At 60.7% G+C, this 26,898-nt stretch carries 43 protein-coding genes; 27 read left to right on the top strand and 16 right to left on the bottom strand.

The features are described 5' to 3' along the window. Window positions 1-22: 22 nt before the first annotated feature. From GGD62_RS38030 to GGD62_RS38005, 6 genes are all read left to right on the top strand, one after another. Window positions 23-433 (top strand): hypothetical protein, encoded by a 411-nt coding sequence (locus GGD62_RS38030; protein ID WP_183713872.1) that lies wholly within the window; start codon window positions 23-25, stop codon window positions 431-433. 11 nt (window positions 434-444) lie between these two features. Then, entirely contained in the window at window positions 445-684 is a 240-nt protein-coding gene (locus tag GGD62_RS38025) for a hypothetical protein (RefSeq protein WP_183713868.1), read from the top strand. A gap of 3 nt (window positions 685-687) precedes the next feature. Beyond that, window positions 688-1,287 carry a hypothetical protein gene (locus tag GGD62_RS38020; RefSeq protein WP_183713865.1) on the top strand — a complete coding sequence of 200 codons (600 nt, stop codon included), beginning with the start codon at window positions 688-690 and terminating at the stop codon, window positions 1,285-1,287. Then, window positions 1,287-1,916 carry a hypothetical protein gene (locus GGD62_RS40665; protein ID WP_210318056.1) on the top strand — a complete coding sequence of 210 codons (630 nt, stop codon included), beginning with the start codon at window positions 1,287-1,289 and terminating at the stop codon, window positions 1,914-1,916. Before GGD62_RS38020 ends, GGD62_RS40665 begins: the two co-directional genes overlap by 1 nt. A 10-nt stretch (window positions 1,917-1,926) precedes the next feature. Continuing rightward, window positions 1,927-2,211, top strand: coding sequence for a hypothetical protein (locus GGD62_RS38010; protein ID WP_183713862.1), 285 nt, complete (start codon window positions 1,927-1,929; stop codon window positions 2,209-2,211). A gap of 109 nt (window positions 2,212-2,320) precedes the next feature. Then, window positions 2,321-2,530, top strand: coding sequence for a hypothetical protein (locus GGD62_RS38005; protein ID WP_183713859.1), 210 nt, complete (start codon window positions 2,321-2,323; stop codon window positions 2,528-2,530). A gap of 453 nt (window positions 2,531-2,983) precedes the next feature. Here GGD62_RS38005 and GGD62_RS38000 read toward each other — a convergent pair whose 3' ends face one another. The 5 genes from GGD62_RS38000 to GGD62_RS37980 form a co-directional block, all read right to left on the bottom strand. Next, a complete protein-coding gene (locus tag GGD62_RS38000; RefSeq protein ID WP_183713857.1) occupies window positions 2,984-3,268 on the bottom strand; it encodes a hypothetical protein in 285 nt (94 codons plus the stop codon). Between the two features lie 541 nt (window positions 3,269-3,809). Next, window positions 3,810-4,451: a hypothetical protein gene (locus tag GGD62_RS37995; RefSeq protein ID WP_183713854.1), complete on the bottom strand. Its 642-nt coding sequence runs from the start codon at window positions 4,449-4,451 to the stop codon at window positions 3,810-3,812. Continuing rightward, window positions 4,451-4,828, bottom strand: a complete 378-nt coding sequence (locus tag GGD62_RS37990; RefSeq protein ID WP_183713851.1) for a hypothetical protein — start codon at window positions 4,826-4,828, stop codon at window positions 4,451-4,453. The genes GGD62_RS37995 and GGD62_RS37990 overlap by 1 nt, the downstream gene beginning before the upstream one ends. A 57-nt stretch (window positions 4,829-4,885) precedes the next feature. Then, entirely contained in the window at window positions 4,886-5,914 is a 1,029-nt protein-coding gene (locus tag GGD62_RS37985; RefSeq protein ID WP_183713848.1) for a PIN domain-containing protein, read from the bottom strand. Between the two features lie 50 nt (window positions 5,915-5,964). Continuing rightward, window positions 5,965-6,816 (bottom strand): hypothetical protein, encoded by an 852-nt coding sequence (locus tag GGD62_RS37980; RefSeq protein WP_183713845.1) that lies wholly within the window; start codon window positions 6,814-6,816, stop codon window positions 5,965-5,967. Between the two features lie 493 nt (window positions 6,817-7,309). Here GGD62_RS37980 and GGD62_RS37975 point away from each other — a divergent pair, with 493 nt between their 5' ends. The 13 genes from GGD62_RS37975 to GGD62_RS37915 all read left to right on the top strand — a co-directional run bounded on the left by GGD62_RS37975 (window position 7,310) and on the right by GGD62_RS37915 (window position 12,413). Further along, the gene (locus tag GGD62_RS37975; RefSeq protein ID WP_183713843.1) at window positions 7,310-7,693 is read left to right on the top strand and encodes a hypothetical protein; all 384 of its coding nucleotides are present in this window, start codon (window positions 7,310-7,312) and stop codon (window positions 7,691-7,693) included. An 81-nt stretch (window positions 7,694-7,774) separates the two neighbouring features. Next, a complete protein-coding gene (locus tag GGD62_RS37970) occupies window positions 7,775-8,023 on the top strand; it encodes a hypothetical protein (protein WP_183713840.1) in 249 nt (82 codons plus the stop codon). Beyond that, entirely contained in the window at window positions 8,020-8,286 is a 267-nt protein-coding gene (locus GGD62_RS37965; protein WP_183713837.1) for a hypothetical protein, read from the top strand. The genes GGD62_RS37970 and GGD62_RS37965 overlap by 4 nt, the downstream gene beginning before the upstream one ends. 44 nt (window positions 8,287-8,330) lie before the next feature. Then, entirely contained in the window at window positions 8,331-9,005 is a 675-nt protein-coding gene (locus GGD62_RS37960) for a hypothetical protein (RefSeq protein ID WP_183713834.1), read from the top strand. A 2-nt stretch (window positions 9,006-9,007) separates the two neighbouring features. Then, complete coding sequence (locus GGD62_RS37955) at window positions 9,008-9,421, top strand: hypothetical protein (protein ID WP_183713831.1); 414 nt, start codon at window positions 9,008-9,010, stop codon at window positions 9,419-9,421. Next, window positions 9,418-9,672 carry a hypothetical protein gene (locus GGD62_RS37950; protein ID WP_183713829.1) on the top strand — a complete coding sequence of 85 codons (255 nt, stop codon included), beginning with the start codon at window positions 9,418-9,420 and terminating at the stop codon, window positions 9,670-9,672. The genes GGD62_RS37955 and GGD62_RS37950 overlap by 4 nt, the downstream gene beginning before the upstream one ends. Beyond that, window positions 9,662-9,913 carry a hypothetical protein gene (locus GGD62_RS37945; protein WP_183713827.1) on the top strand — a complete coding sequence of 84 codons (252 nt, stop codon included), beginning with the start codon at window positions 9,662-9,664 and terminating at the stop codon, window positions 9,911-9,913. The genes GGD62_RS37950 and GGD62_RS37945 overlap by 11 nt, the downstream gene beginning before the upstream one ends. Beyond that, window positions 9,913-10,119 (top strand): hypothetical protein, encoded by a 207-nt coding sequence (locus tag GGD62_RS37940; RefSeq protein ID WP_183713824.1) that lies wholly within the window; start codon window positions 9,913-9,915, stop codon window positions 10,117-10,119. Before GGD62_RS37945 ends, GGD62_RS37940 begins: the two co-directional genes overlap by 1 nt. Before the next feature lie 10 nt (window positions 10,120-10,129). Continuing rightward, window positions 10,130-10,477 (top strand): HNH endonuclease signature motif containing protein, encoded by a 348-nt coding sequence (locus GGD62_RS37935; RefSeq protein WP_183713821.1) that lies wholly within the window; start codon window positions 10,130-10,132, stop codon window positions 10,475-10,477. 11 nt (window positions 10,478-10,488) lie between these two features. After that, entirely contained in the window at window positions 10,489-10,908 is a 420-nt protein-coding gene (locus GGD62_RS37930; RefSeq protein WP_183713819.1) for a lytic transglycosylase domain-containing protein, read from the top strand. A 335-nt stretch (window positions 10,909-11,243) separates the two neighbouring features. Beyond that, window positions 11,244-11,486 (top strand): hypothetical protein, encoded by a 243-nt coding sequence (locus GGD62_RS37925; protein WP_183713816.1) that lies wholly within the window; start codon window positions 11,244-11,246, stop codon window positions 11,484-11,486. Between the two features lie 120 nt (window positions 11,487-11,606). Further along, window positions 11,607-11,864 carry a hypothetical protein gene (locus tag GGD62_RS37920; RefSeq protein ID WP_183713812.1) on the top strand — a complete coding sequence of 86 codons (258 nt, stop codon included), beginning with the start codon at window positions 11,607-11,609 and terminating at the stop codon, window positions 11,862-11,864. 288 nt (window positions 11,865-12,152) lie between these two features. Then, on the top strand, window positions 12,153-12,413 hold the full coding sequence (locus GGD62_RS37915; RefSeq protein WP_183713809.1) for a hypothetical protein: 261 nt from the start codon (window positions 12,153-12,155) through the stop codon (window positions 12,411-12,413). Between the two features lie 13 nt (window positions 12,414-12,426). Here the strand turns inward: GGD62_RS37915 and GGD62_RS37910 are convergent, their stop codons facing one another. From GGD62_RS37910 to GGD62_RS41225, 10 genes are all read right to left on the bottom strand, one after another. Beyond that, window positions 12,427-14,934 carry a bifunctional DNA primase/polymerase gene (locus GGD62_RS37910; RefSeq protein WP_183713806.1) on the bottom strand — a complete coding sequence of 836 codons (2,508 nt, stop codon included), beginning with the start codon at window positions 14,932-14,934 and terminating at the stop codon, window positions 12,427-12,429. Between the two features lie 12 nt (window positions 14,935-14,946). Then, entirely contained in the window at window positions 14,947-15,297 is a 351-nt protein-coding gene (locus tag GGD62_RS37905) for a DUF6511 domain-containing protein (RefSeq protein ID WP_183713802.1), read from the bottom strand. Next, on the bottom strand, window positions 15,284-15,550 hold the full coding sequence (locus tag GGD62_RS37900) for a hypothetical protein (RefSeq protein WP_183713799.1): 267 nt from the start codon (window positions 15,548-15,550) through the stop codon (window positions 15,284-15,286). The genes GGD62_RS37905 and GGD62_RS37900 overlap by 14 nt, the downstream gene beginning before the upstream one ends. 10 nt (window positions 15,551-15,560) lie before the next feature. After that, on the bottom strand, window positions 15,561-17,495 hold the full coding sequence (locus GGD62_RS37895; RefSeq protein WP_183713796.1) for a DEAD/DEAH box helicase: 1,935 nt from the start codon (window positions 17,493-17,495) through the stop codon (window positions 15,561-15,563). After that, on the bottom strand, window positions 17,495-18,130 hold the full coding sequence (locus tag GGD62_RS37890; RefSeq protein WP_183713793.1) for an MT-A70 family methyltransferase: 636 nt from the start codon (window positions 18,128-18,130) through the stop codon (window positions 17,495-17,497). Before GGD62_RS37890 ends, GGD62_RS37895 begins: the two co-directional genes overlap by 1 nt. Continuing rightward, window positions 18,127-18,384, bottom strand: a complete 258-nt coding sequence (locus GGD62_RS37885) for a hypothetical protein (protein WP_183713791.1) — start codon at window positions 18,382-18,384, stop codon at window positions 18,127-18,129. Before GGD62_RS37885 ends, GGD62_RS37890 begins: the two co-directional genes overlap by 4 nt. Window positions 18,385-18,389: 5 nt before the next feature. Next, window positions 18,390-19,502: a hypothetical protein gene (locus tag GGD62_RS37880; protein WP_183713788.1), complete on the bottom strand. Its 1,113-nt coding sequence runs from the start codon at window positions 19,500-19,502 to the stop codon at window positions 18,390-18,392. A 101-nt stretch (window positions 19,503-19,603) separates the two neighbouring features. After that, window positions 19,604-20,194, bottom strand: coding sequence for a DUF669 domain-containing protein (locus GGD62_RS37875; protein WP_183713785.1), 591 nt, complete (start codon window positions 20,192-20,194; stop codon window positions 19,604-19,606). A gap of 42 nt (window positions 20,195-20,236) precedes the next feature. After that, the gene (locus GGD62_RS37870; protein ID WP_183713782.1) at window positions 20,237-21,019 is read right to left on the bottom strand and encodes an ATP-binding protein; all 783 of its coding nucleotides are present in this window, start codon (window positions 21,017-21,019) and stop codon (window positions 20,237-20,239) included. Between the two features lie 12 nt (window positions 21,020-21,031). Then, window positions 21,032-21,538 carry a helix-turn-helix domain-containing protein gene (locus GGD62_RS41225; RefSeq protein WP_246800462.1) on the bottom strand — a complete coding sequence of 169 codons (507 nt, stop codon included), beginning with the start codon at window positions 21,536-21,538 and terminating at the stop codon, window positions 21,032-21,034. Window positions 21,539-21,671: 133 nt separating this feature from the next. On the opposite strand from GGD62_RS41225, the gene GGD62_RS37860 reads away from it, so the two are divergent. From GGD62_RS37860 to GGD62_RS37825, 8 genes are all read left to right on the top strand, one after another. Further along, the gene (locus GGD62_RS37860; RefSeq protein WP_183713779.1) at window positions 21,672-22,367 is read left to right on the top strand and encodes a S24 family peptidase; all 696 of its coding nucleotides are present in this window, start codon (window positions 21,672-21,674) and stop codon (window positions 22,365-22,367) included. A 90-nt stretch (window positions 22,368-22,457) separates the two neighbouring features. Then, entirely contained in the window at window positions 22,458-22,865 is a 408-nt protein-coding gene (locus GGD62_RS37855; RefSeq protein WP_183713775.1) for a hypothetical protein, read from the top strand. Window positions 22,866-22,869: 4 nt separating this feature from the next. Further along, window positions 22,870-23,139 carry a hypothetical protein gene (locus GGD62_RS37850; RefSeq protein ID WP_183713772.1) on the top strand — a complete coding sequence of 90 codons (270 nt, stop codon included), beginning with the start codon at window positions 22,870-22,872 and terminating at the stop codon, window positions 23,137-23,139. After that, entirely contained in the window at window positions 23,136-24,290 is a 1,155-nt protein-coding gene (locus GGD62_RS37845; RefSeq protein WP_183713769.1) for a DNA-directed DNA polymerase, read from the top strand. The genes GGD62_RS37850 and GGD62_RS37845 overlap by 4 nt, the downstream gene beginning before the upstream one ends. Further along, window positions 24,283-24,774, top strand: a complete 492-nt coding sequence (locus GGD62_RS37840) for a hypothetical protein (protein WP_246800460.1) — start codon at window positions 24,283-24,285, stop codon at window positions 24,772-24,774. The genes GGD62_RS37845 and GGD62_RS37840 overlap by 8 nt, the downstream gene beginning before the upstream one ends. Further along, window positions 24,761-24,973, top strand: a complete 213-nt coding sequence (locus GGD62_RS37835; RefSeq protein ID WP_183713766.1) for a hypothetical protein — start codon at window positions 24,761-24,763, stop codon at window positions 24,971-24,973. Before GGD62_RS37840 ends, GGD62_RS37835 begins: the two co-directional genes overlap by 14 nt. After that, entirely contained in the window at window positions 24,973-25,197 is a 225-nt protein-coding gene (locus tag GGD62_RS37830; protein ID WP_183713761.1) for a hypothetical protein, read from the top strand. The genes GGD62_RS37835 and GGD62_RS37830 overlap by 1 nt, the downstream gene beginning before the upstream one ends. Continuing rightward, window positions 25,194-25,394 (top strand): hypothetical protein, encoded by a 201-nt coding sequence (locus tag GGD62_RS37825; protein ID WP_183713757.1) that lies wholly within the window; start codon window positions 25,194-25,196, stop codon window positions 25,392-25,394. Before GGD62_RS37830 ends, GGD62_RS37825 begins: the two co-directional genes overlap by 4 nt. Here the strand turns inward: GGD62_RS37825 and GGD62_RS37820 are convergent. After that, window positions 25,384-26,742 carry a DUF6538 domain-containing protein gene (locus GGD62_RS37820; protein ID WP_183713754.1) on the bottom strand — a complete coding sequence of 453 codons (1,359 nt, stop codon included), beginning with the start codon at window positions 26,740-26,742 and terminating at the stop codon, window positions 25,384-25,386. The genes GGD62_RS37825 and GGD62_RS37820 overlap by 11 nt on opposite strands. Between the last annotated feature and the right edge of the window lie 156 nt (window positions 26,743-26,898).

Here is a 26,898-nt window from a genome sequence, read left to right as displayed (position 1 = left end):
AATCAACCCCAGGGATTCAATCATGACGACTCGTGACGACGGCGGACTCTCTCAGGCAATCGCGCAATTCCATTCAATCGTTGAGATGGTTTCGGCGCTTCGCAAGGCTGACAACAGCCGCGATGACGACGCGCGGGACAACGCGCGCCAAGCAATCGAGGATGACGCGCTTAGCGTTGAGGTCCGCACCGGATGGTTTAACCCGTACAGCCGCGACGCGGACCGCGCACCGGCGGAATATTGCATCCTGCTTTGCACCGGCGGACCGGCCGTCCGTATCGTCGGCAATCTTTCGGAGCATTGCGAGCCCGAGTCCGCAGTCATCGAATATCAGGATTGGTTCAAGCCTTGGACGCGCTGGACTCCCGGTAACGCGCATAACGTCGAGTCGATCTTGCTCGATTATGCCCGCGTCTTTCATTTCGGCGAATAGGACCGCGACCAATGCAGATTATTGGCCGCAAGGTGATTGTTTCGCCGGCAGAGGTCGCGGCGTTCAACGCGCAATGGCCCTGCTCCACACTCCGCGCGACGCGCGCTTACTGGTTTGAGTTTGATCAGTCTGGCGACCTTGTCGATACGGATTGCCCGCAACAGGACGATGGCCCCGCCGCGCTCGCAATGTCTCAAGACTGCCAAGCGCTGCTTTTCGACGACAAGACAGCCGATTGGATGGAAGGCTAACCCATGCCCGAATTTATCTTGGAAATTGGCAGCGTTGAGCATCAGCGCACGTTCAACGCGCTAGACGGTTTCACGCGCGGTTATATTGAGGCCCTGTTTTTCACGGATGAGGAACAGTTGTGCGAGGAAAGCGACGGGGAACGGGAAATGCCGTCCGTTGCGTTCAACATGGCGACCATGGAGTCGCGCTTCGTTGGCGGAAACTCGTTTGGCTTTGCCGACCTCGCACCGTCCGCGCTCGAGTCCATCATTCGGGACTGTGAAGCATTCCAGCGCGACAACGCCGCGCTTTTGGACTCCGCGTATGAGCGCGACAACTACGACTCGGAGCAGGCCGGGCGGGATTTCTGGTTTACGCGGAACGGCCATGGCGTTGGCTATTGGGACCGCTCGCAACTGGAAAACGACTCGGACGAATACGAGTCGCTAACTGCCGAAATGGTCGCGGCTTCTAAGTCTGGCGACAACGCGGCATGGAACGCCGCACTAGCGAAGCGTGACGCGCTTAAGGCCGCGTCGCTTGGCGAACAACTCTCAAATGCAGCGCGCAAATTTAGCGGTCGCGACTCCTACGTTGGCAGCGACGGAAAGGTTTATCTCTAATGACTATCTCCGCAGAAACCGCAAACGATATCCGCAACCGTCTTTCCGCCTTCAATGATTGGCTTGGCGACCGCACAAGCTATCATCCTTCGGAGGTCCCCGCGCATCTTAAGCCGGTGACTAACGAGGAACGTAGCGCGCTCGAAATTTTCGAGTTTCTGCGGGACAAGCCGGAAAGCTATTTCCTTTACATCAGCCGCGACAAGGGACTCGCGACGACTTGGACGGGCGATGAATTGGGCCGCGTCGTCTTTGGTCGCACCTATCGCGACAACTTCGGAGGCGAGCGCGTCGCAATCACCGTTCACGCCATTTCGGGCGATACCTATCACGGGACCTATTACAAATCGTCTGGCGACTACGCGCGGATTAAAAAGAGCATTAAGCGCGAAACGTTCACGATGGATGTTGAATTTACCGACACCTTCGGAGGCGAGGCGAATTATTCATGGGTGAAGCGCGCAACCCTTACGTTCCCGGTTGGCGCATCGGACCGCGCCATTATGCGCGCTGCAAAGGCCGCAATGGGCCTTAGCACGGTGCGCGGCCGTCTGGACTCGCATGGCGACGCTTTCGAGTTTCGCCCGTATCGGTCCGCAACCGTCATGTTCATTTCAACCCGCTATTGAGGCCCGCGCCATGAAAATCAAAACGATTGCCGACTTTCGCGCGGCCGTGCGCAACGGGCCTTTTGCATGGCCCGGCGGATATCCGCTCTTTTTCGTGACTGCGGACGGCGCTGCAATTTCGTTCAAGGGTGCAAAGCAAGATCGCCGCAACATCCTAGAGGCAATCCGCGACAATGACGCGCGGTCGGGTTGGCGAGTGTGCGCCGTTGACGTGAATTGGGAAGATGCCGATTTGCGCTGTGACGTGACGGGCGAACGTATCGAGTCCGCTTACGCGGAGGACTCGCAATCATGATGCGCGCCTATGCCGTCGAATTGGTCCGCCTCGTTTGCGTCGCGCTTTGCATCGGGGTTTGCGTTGTCGTCGCGGGCATTGCCTGCACTCCGCTTTGAAGGGAATGAACATGGCAGAACTATTTTCAGGCCCGGTTATCGGGGTTGAATGGCAGCGCGACCCATTGGAGTCGGGCTTCGCTGTTTACACGCGGCACAACGACTCCCGCGACTTCAAACCCGCTCAATACGTTGCCACGTTCCCCGATGAAACAACGGCGGAACGCGCGGCCGTGACGCTTGGCAAGGCTTATTCCGTTCCGGTTGCGCGCGTCGATTGAGGGGCATTTCCGGACATGGTCGCAACGCGGCCATGTGGGAAGCGTCCCCCAGGGCGATTCAGTGTCAACGGGAATGGAGTCCCTCATGATGAAACGACTCGCAATCGCGGGTTTGATCGCGCTGGCAAGCCCCGCCAGCGCGCAAACCGTTTGCCTATGGGGCAAGCCGATATCGTTGATTAGTCGCATGCCAAGCGGTCGCGCGGGCTTTGACGCGCTGCTAGTGGCGCGACCCGACGACGCTAAAGCCCCTTTCTTCGTTCTGTTAGAGCGCGGAAAGGATCTAGGACCATGCCGCTAGACGCATAGGAGAACGGCCGCGCTCGAATGTGCGGCCGTTTCGCTATGCGCCGCGAGGCGTAGCAGTTGAGGGAGTCGAGCCGTGCGCCGTCATTGGTGCGCGCTCAACGGTCCGCGCGATCGATTGCGCGGCCGTTGCGGTCGCGCGCGCATTCACAAGGCTGTGACAGGTTGTCGCGTCGTCGCGCTTTCGAGCGGTCGCGACGCGGTCGCGCGCGGGTTTTGCAACCCGTCGCCATTCGCGATTAGAAGCCCGTACAGAGGCGCGCCGTTTGCGCGGTGTCGCGTAGCTTGCATCTTGAACGGCCGCATAGGCGACGCGCTGCGCGCGCTGGCGACCCGTGCGGAAATGTCGTCGTCGGTCGCGTCGCGATGCGTCCATTTACGTGCAAAAAGAATATTCCCCATCAGATCGGCCGAAATTTTGTTGTCGGTCACGACCTGCCGCCGAAAGTTGACACAACGTCGAGGGCTCGGCTCGGTGTAAGGAAAAACTGTAGCCTAAAAATTTTTTTCCCCCGCGAATTTTTGGTGGTGGTCCGCGAGGTCCACGCCACACGTTAGAAGCTCCCACCCCTTCTGCCGACAATACACGCTGACGCGCTCGATGCGCCAACCACGCATGTAGCGAATGATCGGCGCGACATTGCCATCGACGATCCCATGCACGACTTCCGCGCCAGCGCAAAAATGAGGCGCACTGATTCGAAGCAAGCCGGGGTAAATCGAAGAAGGGGCTGACATCGTCGGGATGGCCGTAGTCGGGGTTATTTGCATTTTCTGCAAAAATGCCGTGGTCGCTCTGCCGGTCGCTGTTCTGATCGTCGTCGAGAGATCGAGCGAGCGATGGGCTCAAGGTCGCGGAGATCGCGAGGGCGAGCAGGATCGTGCGTCGCCTACGTCCGAGGGGGGTGGGAGTCATTTCGCTCATGAACCTTCCCGCTCGAAGGGGGTGGGAGTCGATTCGCTCATGGACCCTCTATCGCGTCGCTGCATTGACCACCGCCCGATAGAAGTGCTGCGGAAAGCGCGCCTGAACGACGCCTGACACGGTCCCCAGGAAGTCCCAATGTTCATTGATCGTCGCGCTTCCCTGAAGAACGGCGAGCGTTTGCAGCGGCAGACGCTTCTTCGTGCGACGACGCACGATCAGCACCTTGTCGTTGACGACGATCTGGAACGTCTTCCGCTTCTGCCCGTCCACGCGCTTCAACTGCCGACGCACCACGGTATGGATCGGGGCGCTGCCGATGGAGCCATAGGGTTTGATCAGAATGCCGCCGGTCGCGAGACGGCCACTGCTATTGCGCTTCGAGTGGATCGAGAGCGCGTTGTCGGGATACTTCTCCTTGCCCGCACCGATGACATGGCGCTCCATGTACTTGTCGATGCTGCCGACGACGGCCATCAGGTTGCCGCCGTTCGCCGGGCGAATGCGGATGCCGCTGATCACCCAGGGACGACGCAGGACGAAGATGCCTGGGATTTGAACGCGCAACGCTTGCTGCGCATCCTTCGCGGTGAAGGTCAGCGCCTTGGCAGTTGCGGTGTTGATGCTGCGATCACGAAGCTGATCCAGCCGGTCGAGCATTCCCTTCGTGAGCGTGAGCGTGATCTGCACTAGAGGTAGCTCCGCACGATCCGCTCGACTTCGTCGGCGAGCTCTTCGGGGGTGGGAGCCTTCGCGGTGATAACTGTGAAGCCCAGGTCGGTCAGCTTCTTGTGCCGATCCTTCTGATCCTTCGAGCGTGAGCCTTTCGGCGTCTTCAGTTCGATGCTGAGCAGAAACCCGCCGGTGACATAGACGCGAACGTCGGGCTCGCCCGCCGTAAGGCCCGTTACCTTGGCTTCCATGCGCTCGCGCCGCGAACGCTTGGCTCGGTTCATGTCACCGGCACAGGTGATCGGAAGCCCGGCATCTTCGAGCGCGTGAAGGCGAGCGATGACTTCCGCCTGATAGCGCCACTCGGGGATGTTGTTGACGATGCGAGTTTCCATGCGCGAATGCTCGCGCAGATCACCGCATCAAGAGAGACCGATCCGGTCTCCGTCTGGTCAGGTATCTAGCATGTCCCAATCATCGCCTAACACCCACCGCAGCGCAGACAGCTTCCCGTTCATCATACCCCAGTCAAACTTCGAGTACGGACCAAGCGTCTCCTTGCCGTATTTTCTCTCTACCTTAGCCGCCGCCTTTAGAGCGCCCTCCCAAATGTCCGCCTGAATTAGGTTCTTTCGCTTGGGCCACGGTACATCGGGCAGCTTCGCGACGATCTTCTCCTTCCCTATTTCGATCTTGTACCGAGAAACCATGTGCCGGTCGTACCAAATCCGATCTATCAGTTCCTCAATTGCATCTGAGATATCGCTCGTGCTTCGTATCGGCTGCTCGAAAGAATCATCCAGCCAAGGCACCGCATTCTTTAGGTGCAGCGCGTCGAGTGCGTCGCCAATGCTGATAAAATATCGGGATTTGATCTTGGAGAAAAATGCAGCGAGGTCCGGGTGCGGAAGCTTGCTGTTACCGTTCGGAGCGCTGAAGTCCCGTGTGTTGTGTGTCACGAAGGCAAAGCGATCACCCGGCTTACCATTTTGGCTGATGTACTCAGCATAGGCTTCAATGATCAGTGCGTCATTGAAGCTGTTTTTATCTCGATGAAACGGTGCCTTCTTCTGCATCGCCCGGTCCGAGGCGCGGATTTTCATCGCGTCACTGATCGGAATGACATCGCCAGCCTTGATCAGGGTTTCGATCTGGTCAGCAGCTTTTTCCGCTACAGCCTTTGGCGTTTTTATTGGACTCTCAACGTCGTCGAATAGGCGGTGAAGGGTTCTTGATCTTCTCTTACCACCCTGCTGGACGACGATCTCCTTCGCTCGGCTTAGGGTCGTGGCGATGCTTTTTGCATATTCGACGATCACCCGATCCCGATTCCGCATGAACTCGTCCACGATGATCTGCGGGACGATGATATCGATAAGCTTGTCGGCTCTCAGGTTGAGCAGATAATCGAAGTTCTTTGATTGGGACGGCGTTTTGGCCATATCGAGCCAGACGCACGTATCGACCAGCATCTTAAGCATCAACACCGTCCCCCGCTGCACGCCGGTTGTTCGACCATGACAGCCAATAGTCAAGCCACCAGCAAACGACCGCCCTCGCCGATCAACGGCTCGCCGTACTTGCTCATGAAGTACCGCGTCCCCTTGCGTCCGCGATCCGACGTGCGGACAACGGCCGAACGGATCACGCCCATGTTCTCGAACATCTCGCCGATGATGGCAACCCGGTCGCGAGCGATCTTGCCCTTGTTCGCGATCTCATAGGCGGCGATGCCGGATGCGCCGGCGGCTTCGATGTAGGAGATCATCCGCTCTTCGTCGGTCAGGTTCTTCGAGAGCCGACGCCTCCCCTTCGGTTGCTCGGTGAACCCCTCTGAGCCAGCCATAGCGAGGTCCGGCTGCGTCTGCGCGACGATGGGCATGGTCTGCGGCCTGTCGAGCCAGAGCGCATCACGGAGCGCCGTAACGGGAATGCTGGGGTTTGCCTTGGCGAACGCCCGGCAGAGCGTCATGAGGTTCGTCGCCTCGACCGCGATGGCGAATTTGATCTCGGCCTTGAGCGCCTGATGCTCGTTCCATGCACCGCCGGGATCGCGACCGAGCAACAGCCTGATCTTCAGGAACGTCGGATGCGCCTGGGTGAGGAAGCCAGCCAGGGCGGGATCAATCAACGGCGGCTGCTCAACTCCCCTCGCCTTCGGCCGACCTCGACCGGGACGCATCGCCGCCGGGAAAACCCTGCCGTGGCCCTGCCGCATCGAGAGCCAGATCAGCTTCTTCCGGTGCAGATAACGCGCGATGGTCTCAGCGTCGCTAGGATGGCACGGCAAGGCGTTGGCAAAGCTAACGAAGGACCATCCATCGTCGGGCACGTTGAGGAACGCCGCCTTGGCGTCCCACTCTGACATGACCTTCCTGCGCATCGGATAATATCCACTTCCATCCGTCGAAATGACGGAGGTATCCGTCATCTGGCAAAACATCAACTATCGATTCCGGGGTTTCGCCCCTATACATAGACGTAACCGCCTACACCCATATCTTCGTCAGGATATATTACTACTATATATTACTCTCTTATATGTAGGGGATACCCTCCAATGGTCCCCCAGCCCCCGCGAAAATAGGCGGTTTGGTTTTGCAGGCGTATTCGCGCAAAACCCAAACCGGCCCCAAAAGATAATATGGAATTGGCGATTTCCATGCGCGTGATCGGCCCGCTCCTTGCCGCTCGCTAACCAACGGCCTGCGGCCATCCGTCGATATTTCTAACAAAACCCTTGCGCGACGGATCATCCTTCGTGTATCCGTTGATTCCAGCGGAGCCGTCCTGATTCAGGCCGGTTAGGTCGGGAAACCACCGCAACATCGCTGATCTGAAAAACGCCCTTCGGGGCGAACGGGAGAGCTTTGCCTATGTCTCAGAACTATCCGAACGCGCCGGGATCGAAGGGCGGTGGAGCGTCGCGAGACGCCGCCGACCAGACCGTCAGCCGAGCCTCGAAGCTCCGCTCGGCCATCGAGAGCCTGATGGAGAAGGGCTACCGGCTGACCGCCGACGAGATCGCGGCGCACATGAAGGAAAGCGTCCTCGCGATCCGTCCCCGCGTCTCCGAACTGGTCAAGACCGGCGTCCTGATCAAGCTCAAGGATCGCCGCAAGAACGTCAGCGGCATGACGGCGCACATCCTGCGCCACCGCGACAGCCTGACGGCAGTCGATCTCCCCCAACCCACCGCAAAGCCGCGTCGCTCCGCTCCGCAGGCAATGCACTCGGATCAGAACGCCTTGTTCGGCTGACGCCCTGACGCATCGCCACAGGGCATCTGCGCGGTGCCCTCCACGATGCGCCAATGCATCAATCAAATGGAGTAACCGAATATGAAGAACCTTTTCTTGATCCTCGCCGTGATCTTCGCGAGCACCGCTGCCAACGCAGCCCCCGCCTGGGACGCAATCGGGTCGCCACACATGCTGGCCCCGAAGCTCGACGACGACGCACCGCGCAGCGGCACCATCATCACCCGCAAGCTGACTATCCGCGACGGCAAGGTGATCAAGTCGAAGGTCATCAAGATCGAGCGCACCAACGACGTTGACGCCGCGCGTCGCAGGTTGGGCATCAAGTGAGCCAGCTTTCGCACGAAGAGCAGATGTTGACCCGCCGGGCACTCGGACTCGAGTGCTCCAAGTCGATCTGCCGAAACCGCGTGGCCGTTCACGCAACCGGCCAAGACATCGAGATCGCCAAGCGTCTCTCGGACAAGGGTGCGATGTTCCGGCACGCCGCCGCTGACTACGGCTCGATGCGCATCTTCTGCGTCACGCCCGAAGGGGCCAAGGCAGTCGGCAAGAAGTTGCCGCCCGCTCACACTGTCCAAAAGCTCAACTGAGCATCACAGCGAACCTGCAAGAAATCCTTGCAGGTTCGCCTCCCATGAAAGCCACCTCCATGCTTCGCCTCTTCACCAACCTCGCCACCGGCGGCTTCGCCCTCGCGCTCGCAATCGACTCCTCGCTTAATGGCCACTCGCTCATGGCCGCCCTCTTCACCACCGCCGCCATGGTCCTTCTGCTCTACGGTTGGTTCGAGTTGAAGGCGCAGACCGCAACCAAGTCGGATACTGACATCCTTCGCAACAACATCGACACGCTGATCAAGCTGAACGCCCAACGTTCGGCCGAAGCCGCGACGTTCATGCACGCGCTGATCACCCTCCGCGAAGCCCTCCGCTCTGCGATGGGCCGCGACGGCATGATCGAGATCGTCGAAGACTCGCTAGCCGAAGTCAGCGACCCCGCGACCGGCGCAAGCTTCTGCCTCGACTTGCTGAACACGATGGGCGTTCCGCTCTATCCGTTGGTGAAGGCCCGCCAGGACGAAGCGTCGCAGTTCGATGACGAGATGTTCAATCGCGGCGTCTCGCACACCGTCGATCTGCTCGCCAAGACCCTCGAAGCCGAAGGTTGGGTCCACGGCGACGGGTCCGAAGACTATGACTGCGATCTCGCGCAGACGTTCATGAACATCATGAAGGCCAAGGGCCTCTACGAGGACGAATACGGCACTTGGGCCACCCTCCCCGCGATGCTCGGCGGAAAGGCGGCCTGATCATGAAACGCCCTCAGAAGGCCGCTGATACCGCGACCGAAGCCGAACTGCGCGAACTGTTCGACTGGCCCTCCGACGAAGACTTCCCGTCGAGCTTCGATGTCTGCGACGGCAAGTGGGTTCTGGACGGCGAGCGCTACGTCTTCGAGAAGGCCGACGAACAGCCCGCCCCCGGCCTGCTCAAGCTCGCCCAGGCGTTCGTTGACCGTAAGTACGTCGTTCGTGCTGACGAACGGCAAAAGTCGATGGGGCTCGGCTACGTCACCGCTGAACGCACCGATCTCGCTCGCGAGATCGCCGCATTCACCGAGCGCGCGCAGAACGCACGGATCGCTGAACTCGAAGCGGCCCTCGCCGCGTCCGAGAGGCGCGTCACGGCGCTGCGAGCAGCTTATCGCGTGGACGGTGGATCGTGAGGACTCTCGTCCGCCTCCCGATCTCCCAGGCGGCATATGCGGAGATCGCCGAGAAGCTGCGCGCCGCTGACTACGGTCACTGCTTTCTGATCGGCGGTGGCATCTCACTTGATGGCATCGCCGTCGAGCCTGATCCGAACGCGGCCATGCCGCCGCACATAGTCGAGGTTGACCCCAGGGACATCAACCGCGACCGCTTCCGCGAAATCTATGGACTCGACAAGTTGGGGAACGACAAAAGTGAAGCTTGAGAATTTCCATGCCGTCGCCGAACTGATCAAGGAACGCGACTACCTGCTCGGCCTGCTTATCCGTCTCGGCTCGGAGACGAAGATCACGATCAAGACGCCGATGCAGAGCAACCAAGACATGCGGCCCGATCTGGTCGATCGCATGCTTCCCGAGATTAAGCTGGTCATCGAGCAGGCCATCGCCTGCGTCGGCGAGAAGTTGGCCGCGCTCGGTGTATCCACTGAGAAGGATGCCGCCTAATGGCGCGCATCATGACCAACGTTGACGTGAAGATCGTCAACCGCGCTCGCGCGAACGGCAATCCGTTCGCCGAGTTGCTGCATACCTGGGTCGAAGACGGCCAACAGCGCAATGCCCTCTCTCGCGTGCCCTGGCCCGTCGATGACACGCCGCACAATCGAGCCTTCCAGATCGCGGCGTTCAAGACGCGGCAGGCGCGCGCTTAAGGCGACCGTAATGGGCACGCGGCGCGACAAGATTCGCGAGAAGGTGATGTCTCGCGTCGAGATCGTTCAAGGGACGGTGCTCGACACACCCTGCCACGTTTGGACAGGGCCAACTTCGGGGAGCAAGGGCAGAGGTAAGGACTACCCGCGCATGTGTCTCGATGGCGGCACCATGGCCGTTCATATCGTGATGTACGTGCTCGAACACGGTCCGATCCCTCCGCGCAAGCAACTCGATCATCTCTGCCGGACGCGCCGATGCGTGAACCCGGATCACCTTGAAATGGTGACGCACAAAGAGAACATGCGTCGCCGAGACGAGGCCAAGCGCTTCGAGTGTGAAGCCGTAGCGGCCTAGTAGGAGAAAACATGAAGCGCCTTATCAGCGCGGTCGCAATCGCGGCCGTGATGGGAACCTCTTTGCCCGCCTTCGGGTCCGACATCCGCTCCATCATCGACGCCGCCGCAGACGCCCAGGGCATCCCTCGCGCCCTGGCCCACGCGGTCGTCAAGGTCGAGAGCAACTACAACTGCCGCCTTCGTGGTCGCGCTGGCGAGCGCGGGATCATGCAGGTCAAGCCTGCCACTGCGCGCGAGGTCGGCGTCACCGGAAACCTGTTCGACTGCGCCACCGGCGCTCGCGCTGGCATGGCCTACCTTCGCTTGGCGATCTCACGCGGCGGATCGGGGTGCGCTGGTGTGAGTCTCTATCAGCGCGGCGTGTACGCTCGACCGCGCTGCACCGCCTACGGTCAGAAGGTGATGCGCGCATTCGCCGCGATGCATTAGCGCACCACCCTGCTCCATTCTTGCAGTCTCTGGTTTAGTGCGGAGACTTTTCGCCCCCAATTTAACCGTCTGTTTCATTGACGGATCATCCGTTGAGTTAGTAACCTATCCAAGACACAGCTAAAAACAAAAGCTGTGCCTTGGATGGCATCACCAAGGAAAGAGTCCGGGGGCTGCCCGGCTAAGAAAGGACGAACATCGTGAAGAAACGGGGCGACGCACTCGCGCTTGCTTTAGCGTTGAGTGCTGGGGAAGAAGTGACACTTGGGCCGAGCGACACTGCCATGTGCGCAGAAGCCCTACAGTTCTATGCTAACGCGCGAATGCGGTCGCGAGTGCTGAAGATCATGCGTATCCCCGCCACGATCATTGCGCTCCTGATAGGGACGATGGTGGTTTCCGGCCCCTCAGCGACCGTCAGCCGCGCAAACAGCGAGTCTTCAATGTCGAAACTCGGCAGCGTGCCGGTTGAGCACTTCGCCGATGCCGTTCGTCGCCACGTCAAGCCCCTCGACCACGTCTCTCCCGCCTCACTTGCTATTCAGCGCATGGTCGCGGCTTTCCCCAACGACGGCTAGTAGTCTCCACAATCCTTCGAAAAGATCATAGCCCGCTGCGAAGCGGGCTTTTTTCGTCCTGGGGGAAACGCCCGCAGGTTGTGCTAAGGTTCTCGCCCCGAATATTGGAGAGCGGTTGAAATGAGCGATAAGACGATAAGGACCCCAGAGCTAAACAACGTCAAAAAGGCCACAGCCATCATGTTCGCGGCGCTGGTCAAGTCCCTTGAGGAAGTGAACCCCGGATTGAAAGAGGCGTTCGTCGCGAAGCTCGACGAAGGTTATGCCAAAATCCGCAACGATACCGACGACCTCAACGCACTGGAATTACTTTCGTGGACGCGAACGATGATCACCGGGTTCGACCTCACCGGGGAGTCGAAAGCATTTTTCGATTAGGTCACGGGAAGTTGTAGTTGACTATTGATGCGACGCTAGGCTTATGAAGCTCAACGTCGGCCGACGTTTGGCTTCTGCCGCCAAGGAGGTGATCCGCCATGGAAATCACCCTAAGGGTTGACCCCCGTCTGGTTGTCGCATTCGCGATGTGGCTGGGGTCTTAAGACCCTGCAATCCCTCGCTAGGAAGGGTAATGCCGTCTCCACCGGAGACGGCCACCTTTCTGCGCTTGAATTGTGGTCATGCCGCCCCATCTATCTGAGGTTTACTCATTTGGAGGGGCTTCATTTGCGAATTGACCACGTCCATCCGACCGAAGCGGAAGACTTCGAGAACCTAGTAAAACAGGCTAAGCGCTCGCTCGATGACTTTGAGATATCAGCGACGCCCGAGCAGCCCGTGACGCGGGAAGCCAATGTGATCTCCCCTGTGTCGGGCAGCATCACAATCAAGAGCAAGAGGACAGGGCAGGCCCGCTCCTACAGAACCGGGCATATGTCCAGTTGGGTTATTCAAGCATACGACGACGTGAAGGCCGGGGTGCTTTAGCACCCCGCCCAAGTCAAAGTGCAAACCATCGGTGCGACGGACGACCGCCCGTCTTGGTCGAGGCGAACCGCTGCTCGATCTGCTTGGACTCGAGAAGCTGTTGCGTGATGTCGTTCAGGCGGCGCAGGTCGAACTCGCCGTTGACCATCTTCTTCAGCGTCGAGCTGGTCACGCCGTCCGACCCGGCTTCCTTGATCCAGCGGCGGACCTTCAGGTACTCGGCCTGCTTATCGTTGAGTGCCAGGCGGTCGCTGACCTCGACGATACAGTGCCGGGTCGAAAGCTCCGCGAGCCTCGCCGCCCACTCGACCAGATCGCGCGTGAGCACCGGCCGGGTCGGATCAACGCCAATGGCGACGACATGAGCGACGCGCAGCGCGACCTCCATGGTGCGGGTCCACAAAGCCGCCAGATCGGGCGAGCACGCCTCCCCGCGCCGCTTGAACGCCAGCCGCAACTCCATCCACAATTCCTTTGCCCCGGCACCCCAATCGGCCACGCGAGGCCGAAGGATCGGCCGCGCCGACGAGTCCGGCAGGTTGCCAGCGCCGTTGTGGGTGATGATCGCCCGGCAATCCTCAATCAGCTTGGTCGGCGCTTCGAGCGACGCCTTCGGCTCGACTCCGTCCACCGGGTCGCCGGTGATCGTGAGGACAAGCCAGCGGGGCAGGAAGCCGTCCGAAATGCCCTTGCCGGACATGGAGGGCCAGAAGTCGTGAGGCGTGGACGTGCCGTAGATCGAGAAGTTGGGGTTATAGATCGGCACGGCGGTTTCGGCCGCCGATGCCGTGCCCTTGTAGAGCGAGTCCGCCGAAGTGAACATCTGCATGAGCATCTGACGAATGCTCGACTGATGCGTCCCGGCGCGCCGGTCCATGATCTTGGCGATGAAGGCTCCGAACTCGTCCATGAGCGACAATTGCGACGGGTTGTGTTCGATGGTCTTGCGGAGCGCCGAGTCGGACAGGAAGCCTTCCGGCCCGAGATATCGATCGAGTCCAGCTTCCACGGCCAACCGGGACAGTGCCTTGCGCGGATGGTCCTTGCCGTAGCCAGCGGGGGCCAGGGCGACGATGTAGAGGTTGGTGCGCAGGTTGGTCGGCCCCGCGTGATGCCGCCCTGCGAGCGTCCCCACGAAGCCCAAAGCAGGCCCCAAGGCAAGCGGACGCGACGGGCTCGACGTGGAGGCCGTGATCCAATCCATGATGTCCCCGACCAGCCCCGGCGGATGGCACAGAGCCTCCAATTCCGCCATCGTGGGCGCGGTCTCAGCGTGATCGGCATCCGTAGCAGGATCTTCGGCGGGCTCGCCAGCGGGCTCCGCAGCCACGGTTGCGGGCACGTTATTGACCGTCGCAAGTGCCGCCACTTCATAGGGCTGCGGGTTCGCCTTGACCCACGGGGTAATCCCGGCGGCCATCTGGCGCTCGACCCAGGAAGACGGCTCCATGCTCGGCGTCGAGTCGACGACGCCCTTCTCGCGTGCCGCGATCCGCACAGCGTCCCGGTCGGCGGCCGCCGCCATCTGCGCGGCTTCCTTCCGGCGCGAGCGCAGGTCGATCTCGACCCCGAAGTTATAGCCAAGCTGCTCGCCCAGCCATTGCACGGCAGCGTCCCGCTGCGCCTCGCCAAGCTCCATCACCTTCATCACCACGTTGATCGGCGTGAAGGTCTCCATGGTGCCGAAGTCCTGAATGCCGCTCGGGTCGAACGACAGATTCGGATGGCGCTTTGCCATGGGACGGCCAGAGCCGGACGAACGCCACGGAGCGACCGCCCGGTACTTGGCCCCGAGCCACCGGCCCTTCGGCAGCGCCAGCTTGCCCACCCAAGCATGCAGGTTCGCCAGCGCGTCTTCGTTCAGCTTGCGGAAGAAGTCCGTCGAATGTACCTGACTCACGTCAGGGATTTCGTTTACGGGCTCATAGCGCCGGTCAGCCTGGGGATCATAGCCAAACGCCTTCAAGGCTTCGCCGATGCGCTCGGCGATGTCGTCCGGCAACTCGGCCAGTTGGTCGAGGCGAACGTCCATCAGCGTGTCGTCGGTCCACCAATAATACGGCTCGCCGGTGTCGGGATGGATCGAGGGCGGCAACACGGTCTGCTTGCCTTCGGAGAGAAGATCGACAAGTCCGACGCGCTCGGGCGTGCGGAAGTTGCGCGAGCGGATGGCGTCGGTGTTGCCGCGATAGAAAAGCGAGATTCCCTTCTTGCCCTTCTTCTGCACGTTCGAGTGCGGCAGGATCGCCAGCAGCGCATCCATCGCGGGCTCGAAATCGATGTCGATGCAGATCAGCCCCAGGCCACAAGCCACGCCCACACCGGCGTTCGGCCACTTGGCCCAATAGTTGATCTGCAACTGGCTCGGCCGAGTGGTGCAGAAGTCGTTCCAACCCTTGTAAGCGCGCCAGCTATCGTCGGCGTATTGCCCCGGCAACTTGCTGTTCGGCATGATCGGGATCGGGTTGTAGCCGTTCTCATAGAGGCCCGGTCCGGTTTGTGCGAATGGTGACTCGATCATTGACGTGATGCCTCAGAAGGGAGCGGTAGCCTGGGTGACACGCTTGCGCATGTTCTCGCCGTAGGAGTTGAGGATCGTGGTCAGGAAGTTGCCCCACTCTTTCTCGGACAGTTCGGACAGATTGAACTTGCCCAGGCGTTCGAGGTACGCGCCAGCGTCAGCGCCAGCGTCTTGGAGCGCGAGGGTTTCGGTCGCAGTGAGAGCCTTCGGGACCATATGGAAGACGGCCTTTCCTAGTGAGATGCATTCGGACTCTTCGCAGAGCCAAAGGATCGGCTTGCCGCCCTTCGGGGCGAAGCCGATGCCGGTTGCCTCGCGGCGGCAGACGCCGCAGCAAATCGGTTCAGGGTCAAACACGCGCATTGTTGTCGTTGCTCGCAAGACGTTGGCGGATCGCGCGCTTGATCTGCGACACGGCATTATCAGCAGACCGGCAGTCACCGGCGCTCGACGGGAAGAAGAACTTCAAGGACTTCCCCTCGCCTAGCTGCACAACAACATACGGATGCTTCGCTGCGTGGAACGGCTCGAACGAGTAGCCGTGTTGCGTCAGGTAGGCGCTTAGCTTCTGATACGACTCATTGCGTCGCATCGACCTTTGAAAGTTGTTCCCCATGTCGTCCCCATCAAAACGGAATGTCGTCGTCGAGATCGGTGTCCCAAGGCGCACGCGACTTCGGCAGCGGCGGCGTGATCTGCGCATTCCACGGAGCCGTGGGGCGGATCATCGCTGCCGGTTTGACGTGCCCAGGCATCACGGCCCGGTTGTTGTCGTTCGCGACGTGAGCCGTCTGCCAAGGCTTCGGCCTCGCAGCCACGGCCGCCCGATAGGCCGCCGCCTCTTGCGGCTTCCCGTTCAGTTCGAAGTTGCGAGCGATCATGTCATCGCGGCTCGGCAGCGGGGCCGAGACGAACGATTGCGACTGACCTTCCGGCGCGATCTCGCCCAGCTTGCGCGCGACGATCTCCCAATGCTTCCCGTTCGCCTTGATCATGATCTCGGCGGTCTCACGAAGCTCTTTCGCGCGGTTGAAGGTGTCTTGGATCGTGAACGGCGCGTCGTCCTTGCCGCCGTGCTGCCGCCACCACTTCTCGAACTTTACGCGGGCGTAGCCCTGATGCTCGGGGCAAATCCATTCCTTGTGAGAGACGGAGCCACACAGATATTCGACGCGGATGCTCGGCGTGCCGCCCGGCTTGTCGTGCCGATAGAACGTGCGCCGCTTTACCGGCACCCAATCCGGCTTCGACGTTGACAGGATCGGAGTAATGTCCGCGGTCTGCTTGATGTTCTTTTCGGGATCGCGCTCGAACTTGAAGCCGCAGTCGGGGCACTCCATGACGCTCGCATGGATCAGCGAGTGGCACTCAGGGCATTCCTTGACCGGAGCTTCACCGCCGCCCTTCCCCGGCTTCCGCACGGTGACGGCATCGACCGGGCCATGGCGACGAACATTGCCAGCGAAGTCGAGCACAAGGCAGTCGGATTTGCCGTTGCGGATGGACTCTTCGATGTCCTTGCCCATGCAGCGCGTGCCACGACCGACCATCTGCACATACAGCGCCGTCGACTCGGTCGGACGGAGCATCGCGAGCAGATCGACACGCGGCGCATTGAAGCCGGTCGTCAGCACGTTGGCGTTGGTCAAGGCAGTGATCTTGCCAGCCTTGAACTCTTCGATGATCCGGCTGCGCTCGCCCTTCTCCGTCTCGCCGTGGATCGTCTCGCATGTATAGCCGCGCTCGCGGATCGCATCGCGAACATGGATGGCGTGATCGACGCCGGTGCAGAACAACAGCCACGACCGGCGCGGCTTCTCATTGCTGCTCGCGAATCCGATCACTTCCTCCACCGCCGCCTGGGTGACGGGGTTCTTATCGATGGCGCGCTGAAGCGACTTGTTGTTGAAGTCTCCGCCCGCCCGCGTGACGCCCTTCAGATCGAACGTCGTCTGCGTTGCTTTCGAGACCAGCGGGCAGAGGTAGCCCAGGTCGATCAATTCCTTGATCGTGATCTCATAGATGATGTCGGTGAAAAGCGCGTCGTCGCCCTCCGTGAGCAGGCCGGAGTCGATGCGATACGGCGTGGCGGTCAGACCGAGGATCAACATCTTCGGATTGATCGCGCGCAGCGCCTTGATGAACTTGCCATACATGGCAGCTTCATCCGGCGGAACTAGATGCGCTTCGTCGATGATCAGCACGTCAACATGCCCGATCCGCTCCGCTGCGCGGAACATGGTCGCGATGCCGCCGAAGACGATCTGCGCGTGCGCTTCCTTGCGACGGAGGCCCGCCGAATAGATGCCCGCCGGGGCGAAGGGCCAGATGCCCATCAACTCGGCGTAGTTCTGCTCGATCAGTTCCTTGATATGCGTCGCCATGACGATGCGCGTCGTCGGCTCGAAGCCGATGAACTCTTGCGTGATCGTGCCGAGCACAAGCGACTTGCCGCCCCCGGTCGGCAGAACGATCAGCGGATTGCCGTCCGGCTTGGTCGCCCAATAGTCATAGGGCGCATCGCAGGCTTCGCGCTGGTATTTGCGCAGTTCGAGAGCCATCACAGCGCTCCCATGAAAAGCGAATTGTCATTGGCTGCGCGAGCCGGATGGCCCGGAAGGTGGAACAGGTTCGGGGTGCCGCCGGTCTTGCCGACCTCGTTGCCCCATTGGTGCCAACCGGCGCGAGCGTGGCGCGCGAACAGTTCGATGTACGGACCATCGAGAAGGCGTTCGATGCGGTTGTAGGCTTCGAGCGGTTTGGCCGAGTGCTCGCCGCGCGGCGCGAGGATGGTCTTCTCGTCTGGATCGAGATCGAGGATCAGGCGCTCGACACCCTTGCCGTTCCGCTTCGGCTTGCCGCGCGTGCCGAACAGGCAAATCTCGGGATTGGCGCGCGTCCAATAGCCCATGCCCATGTGCGGGCGCAGGCCACGGCCGACCTTCACGTAGTAGAAGAGCACAGTCTTGTAGGTGAAGCCCCACTCGGCGAGCACCTTAATGCCTTCGTCGATCATCGTGTCGATGACCCACAATCCGCACGCCGCATCTTCCGGCACGATCTCGCGAACCGGCAGCGCCTTGATCTCGTCAAGCGGCATGCAGTCATAGTGCTCTTCGGGCGAGCGGTCCTTGCCCTCCTCGCTCCACGTCTCGAACTGCCAAGCCGGGTCGGCGTAGACGAACGGAAAGTTCACTGAAGAACCTCCGTCAGATCGGGCTCATAATCGGTGTCGTTGTCGAGCGAGGCCGCTGACAGATCGAAGAAACTGATCTTCGCTTTCTTGAGCGGTTGATGGGTCGCCTTGTGGTGGCAGTCGCAGTACGACTTGTCGTCGATCGTCGGCGTGCCGCAGACGAAGCCGTACATGCCGGATTGCCCAGGCAGGAAGTACATGCACTGACCACTCTTCGTCTCGACGAAGCGGGTCTTGAACGAATAGGCGGACATGCGCGTTATTCCCCCTGCGCTGCGTAGTGGTCGGTGAGCTTGATGAACTCGGCGAAGCTGATCTCTTCGCAGAGCGGTTCGTTGTCGCGAGGATCGGGATCGTTCGGGAGCGTGGCGAACAGGCTGCCGCTTTCAGGATGGTGCCAGTAGCGACGCTCGGGCTCGGGCTTCACGCCATCGCGCCACTCGCGCCCATCGTGTAGCGTGTAAAGCGCCCACTCCTCTTCATCACTCGCGTCGATCAATTCGCCTGGGACGAGCGACGGCAGGAAGAGATGCGCCGGACAGGCTTGCTTCTGTTCGGCGAGCGAGAGCGGCTTATTCCAGCGAGCGCAGGACCACGCGGCATCGCCGAACATCTCGGGCGTGGCATGGATGCAGGTCCGGCAGGAAATGCGCGCGAACGCATGCTCATGGCAGTTGGCGAGATGGTTGCACATCGTTCGGCACTTGAAGGCCATCTTCGCGTTCGGATCGTTGTGCAGACGCGGCGGCGGATTCGGTTGCTTGATGATCCGCTCGGCGCGCGCGAGCAGCCGGATCGCTTCAGCATGGTCCGTCTCGATGCGTTCGCAGTGGACCTCGCCCGTGTTCTTGTTTCGGCAGATGTAAAGGCCGCGCTCGAAGCCGAAGAGATGGCAATAGACGTTCAACTGCACCCAATGGGTGAAATAGCCCTCGCGAACACCGAGCTTCTTCACCTTGTCCCAATAGGTGTCCTTCATCGACTTGGCTTCGACGACATGCCAAGTCTTGGGAGCTTCCGGCAGGCCGAGCGCCTTACCGTCCGTCTTTCCGCGAACATGACCCGAGACGGCCGTCACGCGGTATTGCTTGCCGCGAGCATCGACATCGTCCACTTCGCAGCCGATCATACGCAGCGCGTTGAGCAGCCGCGTTTCCTCGATCTCGCCGGTCTCGAACGTGATGGCCTTCAGGCCGTCAATCACTTCGGGCTGCGACGCCCAGCGGAACGTGTACCAAAGGGCGCGCTCGCACTCTTCACCGAGCAGCGAGATCGAGATGCCGAGCGAGTCCCAAGCTTGACTGCGCGCCTTCGCATAGGCGGCATAGATGGCTTCGGTGGTGGCGCTAAAGGGGCGCGGGATCGGTGCCATCAGGCAAGCCTCTATCGTTCGCGCCGAAGCGCGTTTTGCAGACTGAATTGTCGGGGGATGGAAGAAGGTGCCGGGGCCGAAGCCCCGGCGTTAGTCGCGTCTTAGGCGGTGCGCTGCCAAGGCATCTGCCGAGCGCCACCGGCGGCGGGCGCGGTCTTTTGCGCCTGGGTGGCGGTCGCCTGGGTCTGCTTGACGTTGTCGTTGGCGGCCGTGCTGGCCTTCACGTTGTCGTTCGCAGCCGGGGCCTTGCTCGGCGGCGGCTCGTTCGCGTTGCCACCATGGATGTACTTCTTGATGACCATGCGTTCCTTGTCGTTCTGGTTGCGATCCTTGTAGGTCTCGACATCCAGATCGGCGTAGAACGGCTGGAACAGAAGCTGGTCGGTGTCGGTCAGGTTCGCCTTGCCGATGCCGGTCGCTTCGGCGAGCGCCGCCAACTGAGCCTGACCGATCTTTTGCGCGGTCAACGTCTGATGGGTGACGTTGATGTTGCCGAAGACCTTGACGCCAGCGTACTCGCCCTCGACCACTTCGGTCTTGAACTCGAAGAGATCGCCGGTGTTCTTCGAGTTGCGCTTGACCTCGCCTTCGACGATGTTGAGAAGGTAGCGGTCGCGCGGGATGATTACGCCGCCCCCGCCTTCTGCGTCCTTCTCATTCACGTCGGCGAGGCTCACGTTCAGTTGTGCCATGTTTATCTCCTATGGCGTTCGAGAGTTTCGGTGTTGATCGAATCAGGCGGCTTCGGCGAGAGGCGCAGGCAGGTACTTGGCAAGCGCCGCGTAGCCTTCACCCTTCTTGAACTGCAACTCGGCGGGCATGCTGAAGCGGTTGCCAGCGATGAAGCCGGGGCGCTCTTCGAGGAACATCCATCGAGTGCCGCCACCTTCAGCGTGCGTAAGCTGCTTGTTGAAGCCCGCATCGACCTTCTTGATCGAAGCCTTGAAATTGAGGAACGCGATCACGTCGCTGTTCGCTTCGATGATGTCGGCGGCGTCCTTGTGGAGGTTGACGCGATAGCGCGAATACGGATCGGTCGTCGGCGATTCGAAGCGGCTGATATCGCAGTGACCGAGTTGGATCACGGCCATCTGACGGAGCGAGCGCAGCGTCATGATGCCGTCGATGTATTCGAGGAAGATGCTCGCGGCGACCTTGTAGCCCTTGCCGTAGCCGGGGTCTTCGATGTTCTTCCACCCGTTGCGGGCGCAGGCTTCCGCACGGATCAGGTTTTCGAGGCCGGTGGTCGAATCGAAGATCGCCGTGGCGTAGTTGTGCTCTTCGTTGACGAGCGCGCCGATGGCCTCACACAGGTCATTGTAGCTGCGAACCTCGATAGTGTCCGCGACGATGCCCGCCGGGACGCTTTCGCCTGCCGCCGTCTGGATAAACACCGGGCGAGGAAACTCCGCAGCCAGCGACGACTTGCCGATCTTCGGCACGCCATAGATGGTGATGATCGGTTGGTCTTCGGCAGCCGACTTCTTCTTGATGCTGCCCTTCAGTGAGATTGCCATGTGGCTCCCCGGTTAGTGCTCGACGGCGTCGAGCTTCAAAGTCTTGACCCACACCAGCCGGTCAACGAGCCGGTAGCCGGTGCGATTGATCGTTTCGATCTTCACGGAATGCGGCTCGGTCTTGGACCGGACGCGCGACATGAACATCGCGACGCTATGGTCGGGCCGGTTTTCGGTGCCGTAGAGAACGAGCATCGCCATCTCTTTCGTGACGGTGTCGTTCGAGAGCAGCGCGAGGAACAGGTCACGTTCCTTGGGGGTGAGGCGCCAGTTGGTGGGCAACGCGGCGGAAGCGCGCATAGAGTTGCGCAGATCGGCGAACTTCTGTTCGAGCGCTCCAACGCGCGCGACCAGCGCTTCGTTCGTTTCCTTAACAAAATCCATCCGTCGATACCGCTTGACATCCGTCGCCGATCCGGCTTTAAGCCGAATCAGTTGGCAACCTCTTTGTGACCCCGTTGGATTTTTTGTAACGGACGGCTGAATAGATGTCAACGGATGGCAACGGATGAAGAACAATAATCGTCGGATGGTCCGTCGCCTGATCCACGGCAGGGAATGTATTTGTTCGAGTAGCGATCCCTTTTGAACTATTCTAAAAAGGGGTTATTCGAATTGGTGATCAGTAGAGTACGGTCGGGGACTAATGAGCATGAAGTCGAGGGCAGACGACAAGAAGACACGGGCGCAGGCGCATCCCGCGCTCGACACGATTAAATCCCGCGTCGAAGAGCGGGTCGCGGCGGCAGGATTGTCGAAGAACGAAGCATCGCGTCGCGCTGGACTAGGGTTAAGCTACGTTAACGATCTTCTCGCAGGCAAATCACTCAACCCGACGCGCGAATCGCTCGCCAAGCTCGGCCAAGTTCTGGATACCGACGCTGATTATTTTTTCGGAACGCAGGGCACCCCACGAATAAGCTCGCATCCCGTTTCAAACTTGCTTCCAATCGAGATGCCGCAATCAACGGCAGGCACGATCCCATTGTTCCACATCGGCCTGCCCGACCCTGATGGCTTCTTTCCATTGGTCGCAGAGCGTCGCGCATCTTGGACTTCGCCGCTTCTCGTTAGCCGCGACGTGTACGCGATCACTGTTCCCGATGACTGCATGGCTCCGCGCTATCGTATGGGTGAGGTCGCTCTTGTGAGCCCAAGCAAGCCGGTTGTTCACGGCGGCTTCGCTGTTGTGAGGCAGACCGACGACCGCGTTGCGATTCGTCAGATCATCACGATCTCGGCCGACAAGATCGTGGTGCGCTGTCTCGACACCAATGCTGACATCGATCTTCCCAGGAAGAACGTGAAAGCGCTCGAACGCGTTATAGCTTCCTGTGAATTAGTCTGATTGCTTTATCCGTTGCCATCCGTCGCTATCCGTTGACATAACGGATAGAAGCCCATATGGTCCGTTGCTGCTCGGGAGAGGCAACGGACCATGCAAAGCATCAAATTGGTAGTTTTGGAGTCGCCCTACGCTGGGGCGGTCAACGATAACGTCGCCTACGCGCGGCGTTGCTTGAAGGATTGCGCCTTGCGCGGCGAGAGCGCCCAGGCCTCGCACCTTCTGCTCACCCAGGTTCTCGATGACACTAAGCCGACCGAGCGCGCGCTGGGGATCGCGCTCGGTCTCGCTTGGCGGGAGGCCGCGCACTACTCCGTCTTCTACACCGACCGGGGATGGTCGCGCGGGATGCAAGACGCGCTGAAGAGCGCGCTCGAAGAGAGGCGTCCTTTCAAGCTGCGGGCGCTCGACGGCCCCGTGAAATTTCCCAACCCGTACCTGCTCCCCCTCAACCTGTATGAGGCGGTGGATCACTCGAAGGCTCCGGCGAACGATGCGTGAGCCGATGTCGATTGCGGACAAGCTCGCGCTTCTGCGCGCGCACGCCGCCTTGGGCGAAGGCGACTCAATGGTCGCTCGCCGTCATCTCGCGACCCTCGAAGACGAAGCGATCCGCGACGAGATCGACGCGGTGATCCGCGCCGGTTTTCATGACGATGCGCTGCACCGGCTGCATCTCTTCACCAACCCCAAGTTTCCGTCCGCTGACGAGTGCAAGGCGCACGTTGGCAGCGAGCGCCATTTCCACACGTCCAAGCAAGGGAGCCTTCTGTGAAGTTCAAGATCAATCGTGACATTCTCGCTGATATCGTTGCGCGCGGCGTATCCAGCGCACCGAAAAACTCGCCCGCTGTGATCGCGAACAACGCGCGCATCATCGTGCAGGATGGCACGATCTCCATCGCCACGACCGACTTTGAGATGATGGTCGAGGCGACCGGCGCGTGCGAGGTTGAGGCCCACGGCGCAACGACCGTCGATGCGATGAAGCTGAAGTCCGTCGTGGATCGGCTGCCGAAAGGCGTCGATGTCACTTTCACCATGGACACGGCAAAGTACGAACTGATCGCCAAGGCCGGGCGCTCGCGCACCACCTTCCCCACCCTCGCCGCCGAAGACTGGCCTGCTCGCGACTACGCCATGGACGGCGCACAGTTTGCGCTCGAAGGCGCCGATCTCGTCCGCCTGTTCGGTCACACCGCCCAGGCGCTTTCGACCGTACCTAGCTCGCCGATGCAAGGCGTCTTCCTCCACGTCGCTGATGACGGAAAGCGCCTCGCCGCAGTCGGCACCACCGGCACGATCCTGTTCAAGGCGACCGTTCCTGCGCCGGACGGAGCCGACGACATGCCGCTCAACGACAACCGCCCCGGCGTGATCCTCTCGGCCGAGACCGTCAATGCCGTGCTGCGTCTCTTCGGTAAGGCCGACGTGGTGAACATCATCGTCAACGCCAACTCGGTCTTCTTCTTCACCGACTCGACTCGCTTCTGCTCCTCGCTGTTGGTCGGCACCTATCCGAACTATCTTCCGCTCGTCTCGAATCCCGCTCCCGAGAGCATCGTCGTCAGCCGCGAAGCCTGCGCCAGCACGGTCGCGCTGCTCGAAACCTTCGCTTCGAAGGAATTGGGCCATCGCTTGCAGTGCGCCGGTTCGGAAGACGGCTTCGTGGTCGCGGTCGGCAGTCAGACCGGCGGCAGCGTGGACGTGGTCGAGGCGACGATCAACGGCGAGATCGCCGCGTTCGGCATCAACGGCATGTTCATGAAGACGATGCTGAACTCGTTCCGCGCGAGCACCATCGCGCTCCATCCCGACCATCGCAATCGTCGCATCATGTTCCAGGCGGATGAGGAACATCTGACGGGCGTGATCGCCATGATGAACATCACGACCGAACTGGCATCGGGGCCGAAGCATGAGTAGGACCCGCGACCGCGCCAACCGGCGCACGGTGACGATGCCGGACCGCGTCGGCCCTCATGTGAAGCTTGTCTTCGCCGAGATGGCTCGGCTCCGCGTCACCTATGACGAGACCGAGGAAGGTTCTGGCGTTCGCCGCGCTTCGATCAAGGCGTGGCGGCGCAAGAACAAGCCGGGGCTCGAGTCTCTCGAAGCGGTGCTCGGCTTCCTGGGGTGGGACTTCGTCGCGGTGCCGCGCGCCAAAGTCTTGCCCGAGGAAGTCCGCGCAGAGCTTCAGCCCATCGCCGACAAGCTCGGCCTGACCATGCCGCAGACGGTGACGGCTCTGATCGAGATCGTCACCGGCATCCATGAGCGCTTCCCCTTCCTGCGCGACCCGACCGCGATCCGGCCGGTGCGCTTCAAGGGCAAGCGGAAAGAACGGCCGACGATCCACCCCGACCAACATTCGCTCTTGCAGGAAGCACCGATCCATGTCGCTCACTGACATTCAAGACATCACCACGCAACGCATGATCGAAGCGTGCAGATCGCGCAACGCGAAGCCGACCCTCGACTCCGTCGCGCTCGCTCTGCTCGACGCTCGCTTCCGCGCCTTCGAGATCAACATGCGGATCGACGCCGTGATCGCTGGCGTGCGCGGCGTCGCGCGCAACATCACCATCCCCGTTTTGGATGTCGCGTAATGGATCGGCGCGCTAATGAAGCGCTCAAGGAACGCCTTCGCCGGGACGCAGTCGATCCGGCGAAGGCAGAAGCGCGCCGCGTCACCATCGCAGCGAAGCAAGCCAAGCGGATGCGCGGCGTCGTGGTCGAGATCAGAAGGAAGCGGTTAAATGGGCTCGACCGTCCGCGCAACGCCGCATCTTTCGACGCGGTACCGACCGACCTCGAAGTGGTTGTGTCATGAGGAAGCCCGCCAACGACAATGAGATCACGGTCGAAATGCTCGAACGCTGCCTCGACCGGCTTGCTGACATCATGGCCCAAGCGCCCCAAGGCGGCGAAGTCTATCTGCCGATTTGGGAGCGGCTTGAGCGCGAGATCGAGACGAAGAAGGCGAGCGAGTCCACGATGGCTCGCGCGATGCGGCGAGCTAGACGATAGACGGATCGAACGGATAGACGATCTTCATCAACTCTTCATGATACAGCTTCAGCGATCCGCCCGACCCGTACTGCTCGCGGTCGATGGTATGCCCCATCAGAATCTTCCGCAGTTCGTCATCGATCCGGCCTTCCTTCAGGCGATCCTCGAAGGTGTGCCGGAAGCTGTAGAGCGTTTCCTTGCCGGTCGGCTGTAGATTGTTCTCTTTGAGGAAGCTGTTGACCGTCGCAGAAAGCGTGTTGCCGGAATCGCGATAGCGGGGGAAGCCGTCTTTGTGGCGCTTCATCACTTCGAGCGCGACGCCGACCAATGGGATGCGGCGGACCGATGACACGGTCTTCACTTCATGCGGTTCGTCGGGATCGAACGATGGCTCGACAAGGATGTGCGGCACCTTGTCGTTCAGCTTGATCCGATCCTCGCGCAGGTAGCGAAGCTCGATTGGGCGTGCGCCGGTCTCGATGCTGACCAGCACGATATGGCGGGCTTCCTCATTGAGGCCCGCGAGCGCGCCGGGCTTCAGGATCACGTCGCGTACCCACTCGATGGGGAACGGCAGCCGACGCTTCTTGAACTTCTGATTGAAGGTCAGGCCCTCGAATGGGTTCGGCCGTCCCTCGACGCCGATATGCGCGTAATACCGCTTGTAGAGGATGCTCATATCGCCCAGGCGGCGCTTGCCGAGTGAAGCCGACTTCTTGTCCGCTTTCTTGTCGGTCGGAGCGATAAGCGCCTTGAAGTGATCGTGCATCTTCTTGGCGTGGTCGCGTGTGATGTCATCCATCGCGAGGTCTTCACCGACGACCTTCGTGAAGGCATCGACCGCGTACTGCTTGACCTTCCGCCACGCCTTCTTCTGCTCTTCGCTCTTGCCGACGATCTCGACCGCCGCGATCTCGTCACAGTAAATCTTGAAGGCTTCGCTGACCAAGACCTTGGGACGGTCCACACCGCCCATGATGGCCGTCGCGACGGCCGTCGGCGTCCGCTTATCAGCGACCGCAGAGAAGCGTCTGTAGAGGTCTTCGAGTGGAAGCTGCGCAATGTCCAACGCCGGGCGGTAGGCGAACCCAAGGGCCTCCGCACGGGCTCGGGCGACCTTGTAAGCTGCCATCGCCGCCTCAGTCTTCCCGCCTTCCGTGAGCATGGACGCCCACAGAATGTTGTCGGCTTCTTCGAGGATGTCCCGCTGCGCCCTCGCCTTCGCCAGATCGTCAGTCTTGAGCGACAGCCGGATCACCGGCGCACGATCTTCGAGATGGACAACCGTCCTCGGAACGCGCCGCCAATAGTAGTAGACGCCCTCGCGTAAGAGCAGAAAGCGATCCTGATTTTCCTGCCTTACCAAGGTGCGCTCCCCGCCCGTGTATCACAGAACATATCCCGATCTGTATCACAGAATACGCGAGAACGAAAAGCGCCGGAAAAGCGCGGCGAGGATTTCGCTGCGTTTTCAATTGGGTAGCGATTTAAGGGAGAGACTTTATTGGTGCGCTCGGAGGGA

Origin of the sequence: Bradyrhizobium sp. ERR14, assembly GCF_014198235.1 — a bacterium.
Classification (GTDB): domain Bacteria; phylum Pseudomonadota; class Alphaproteobacteria; order Rhizobiales; family Xanthobacteraceae; genus Bradyrhizobium.
The sequence above is the reverse complement of the archived record's forward strand: the minus strand, read 5'-3'. Positions and strand labels throughout refer to the sequence as shown.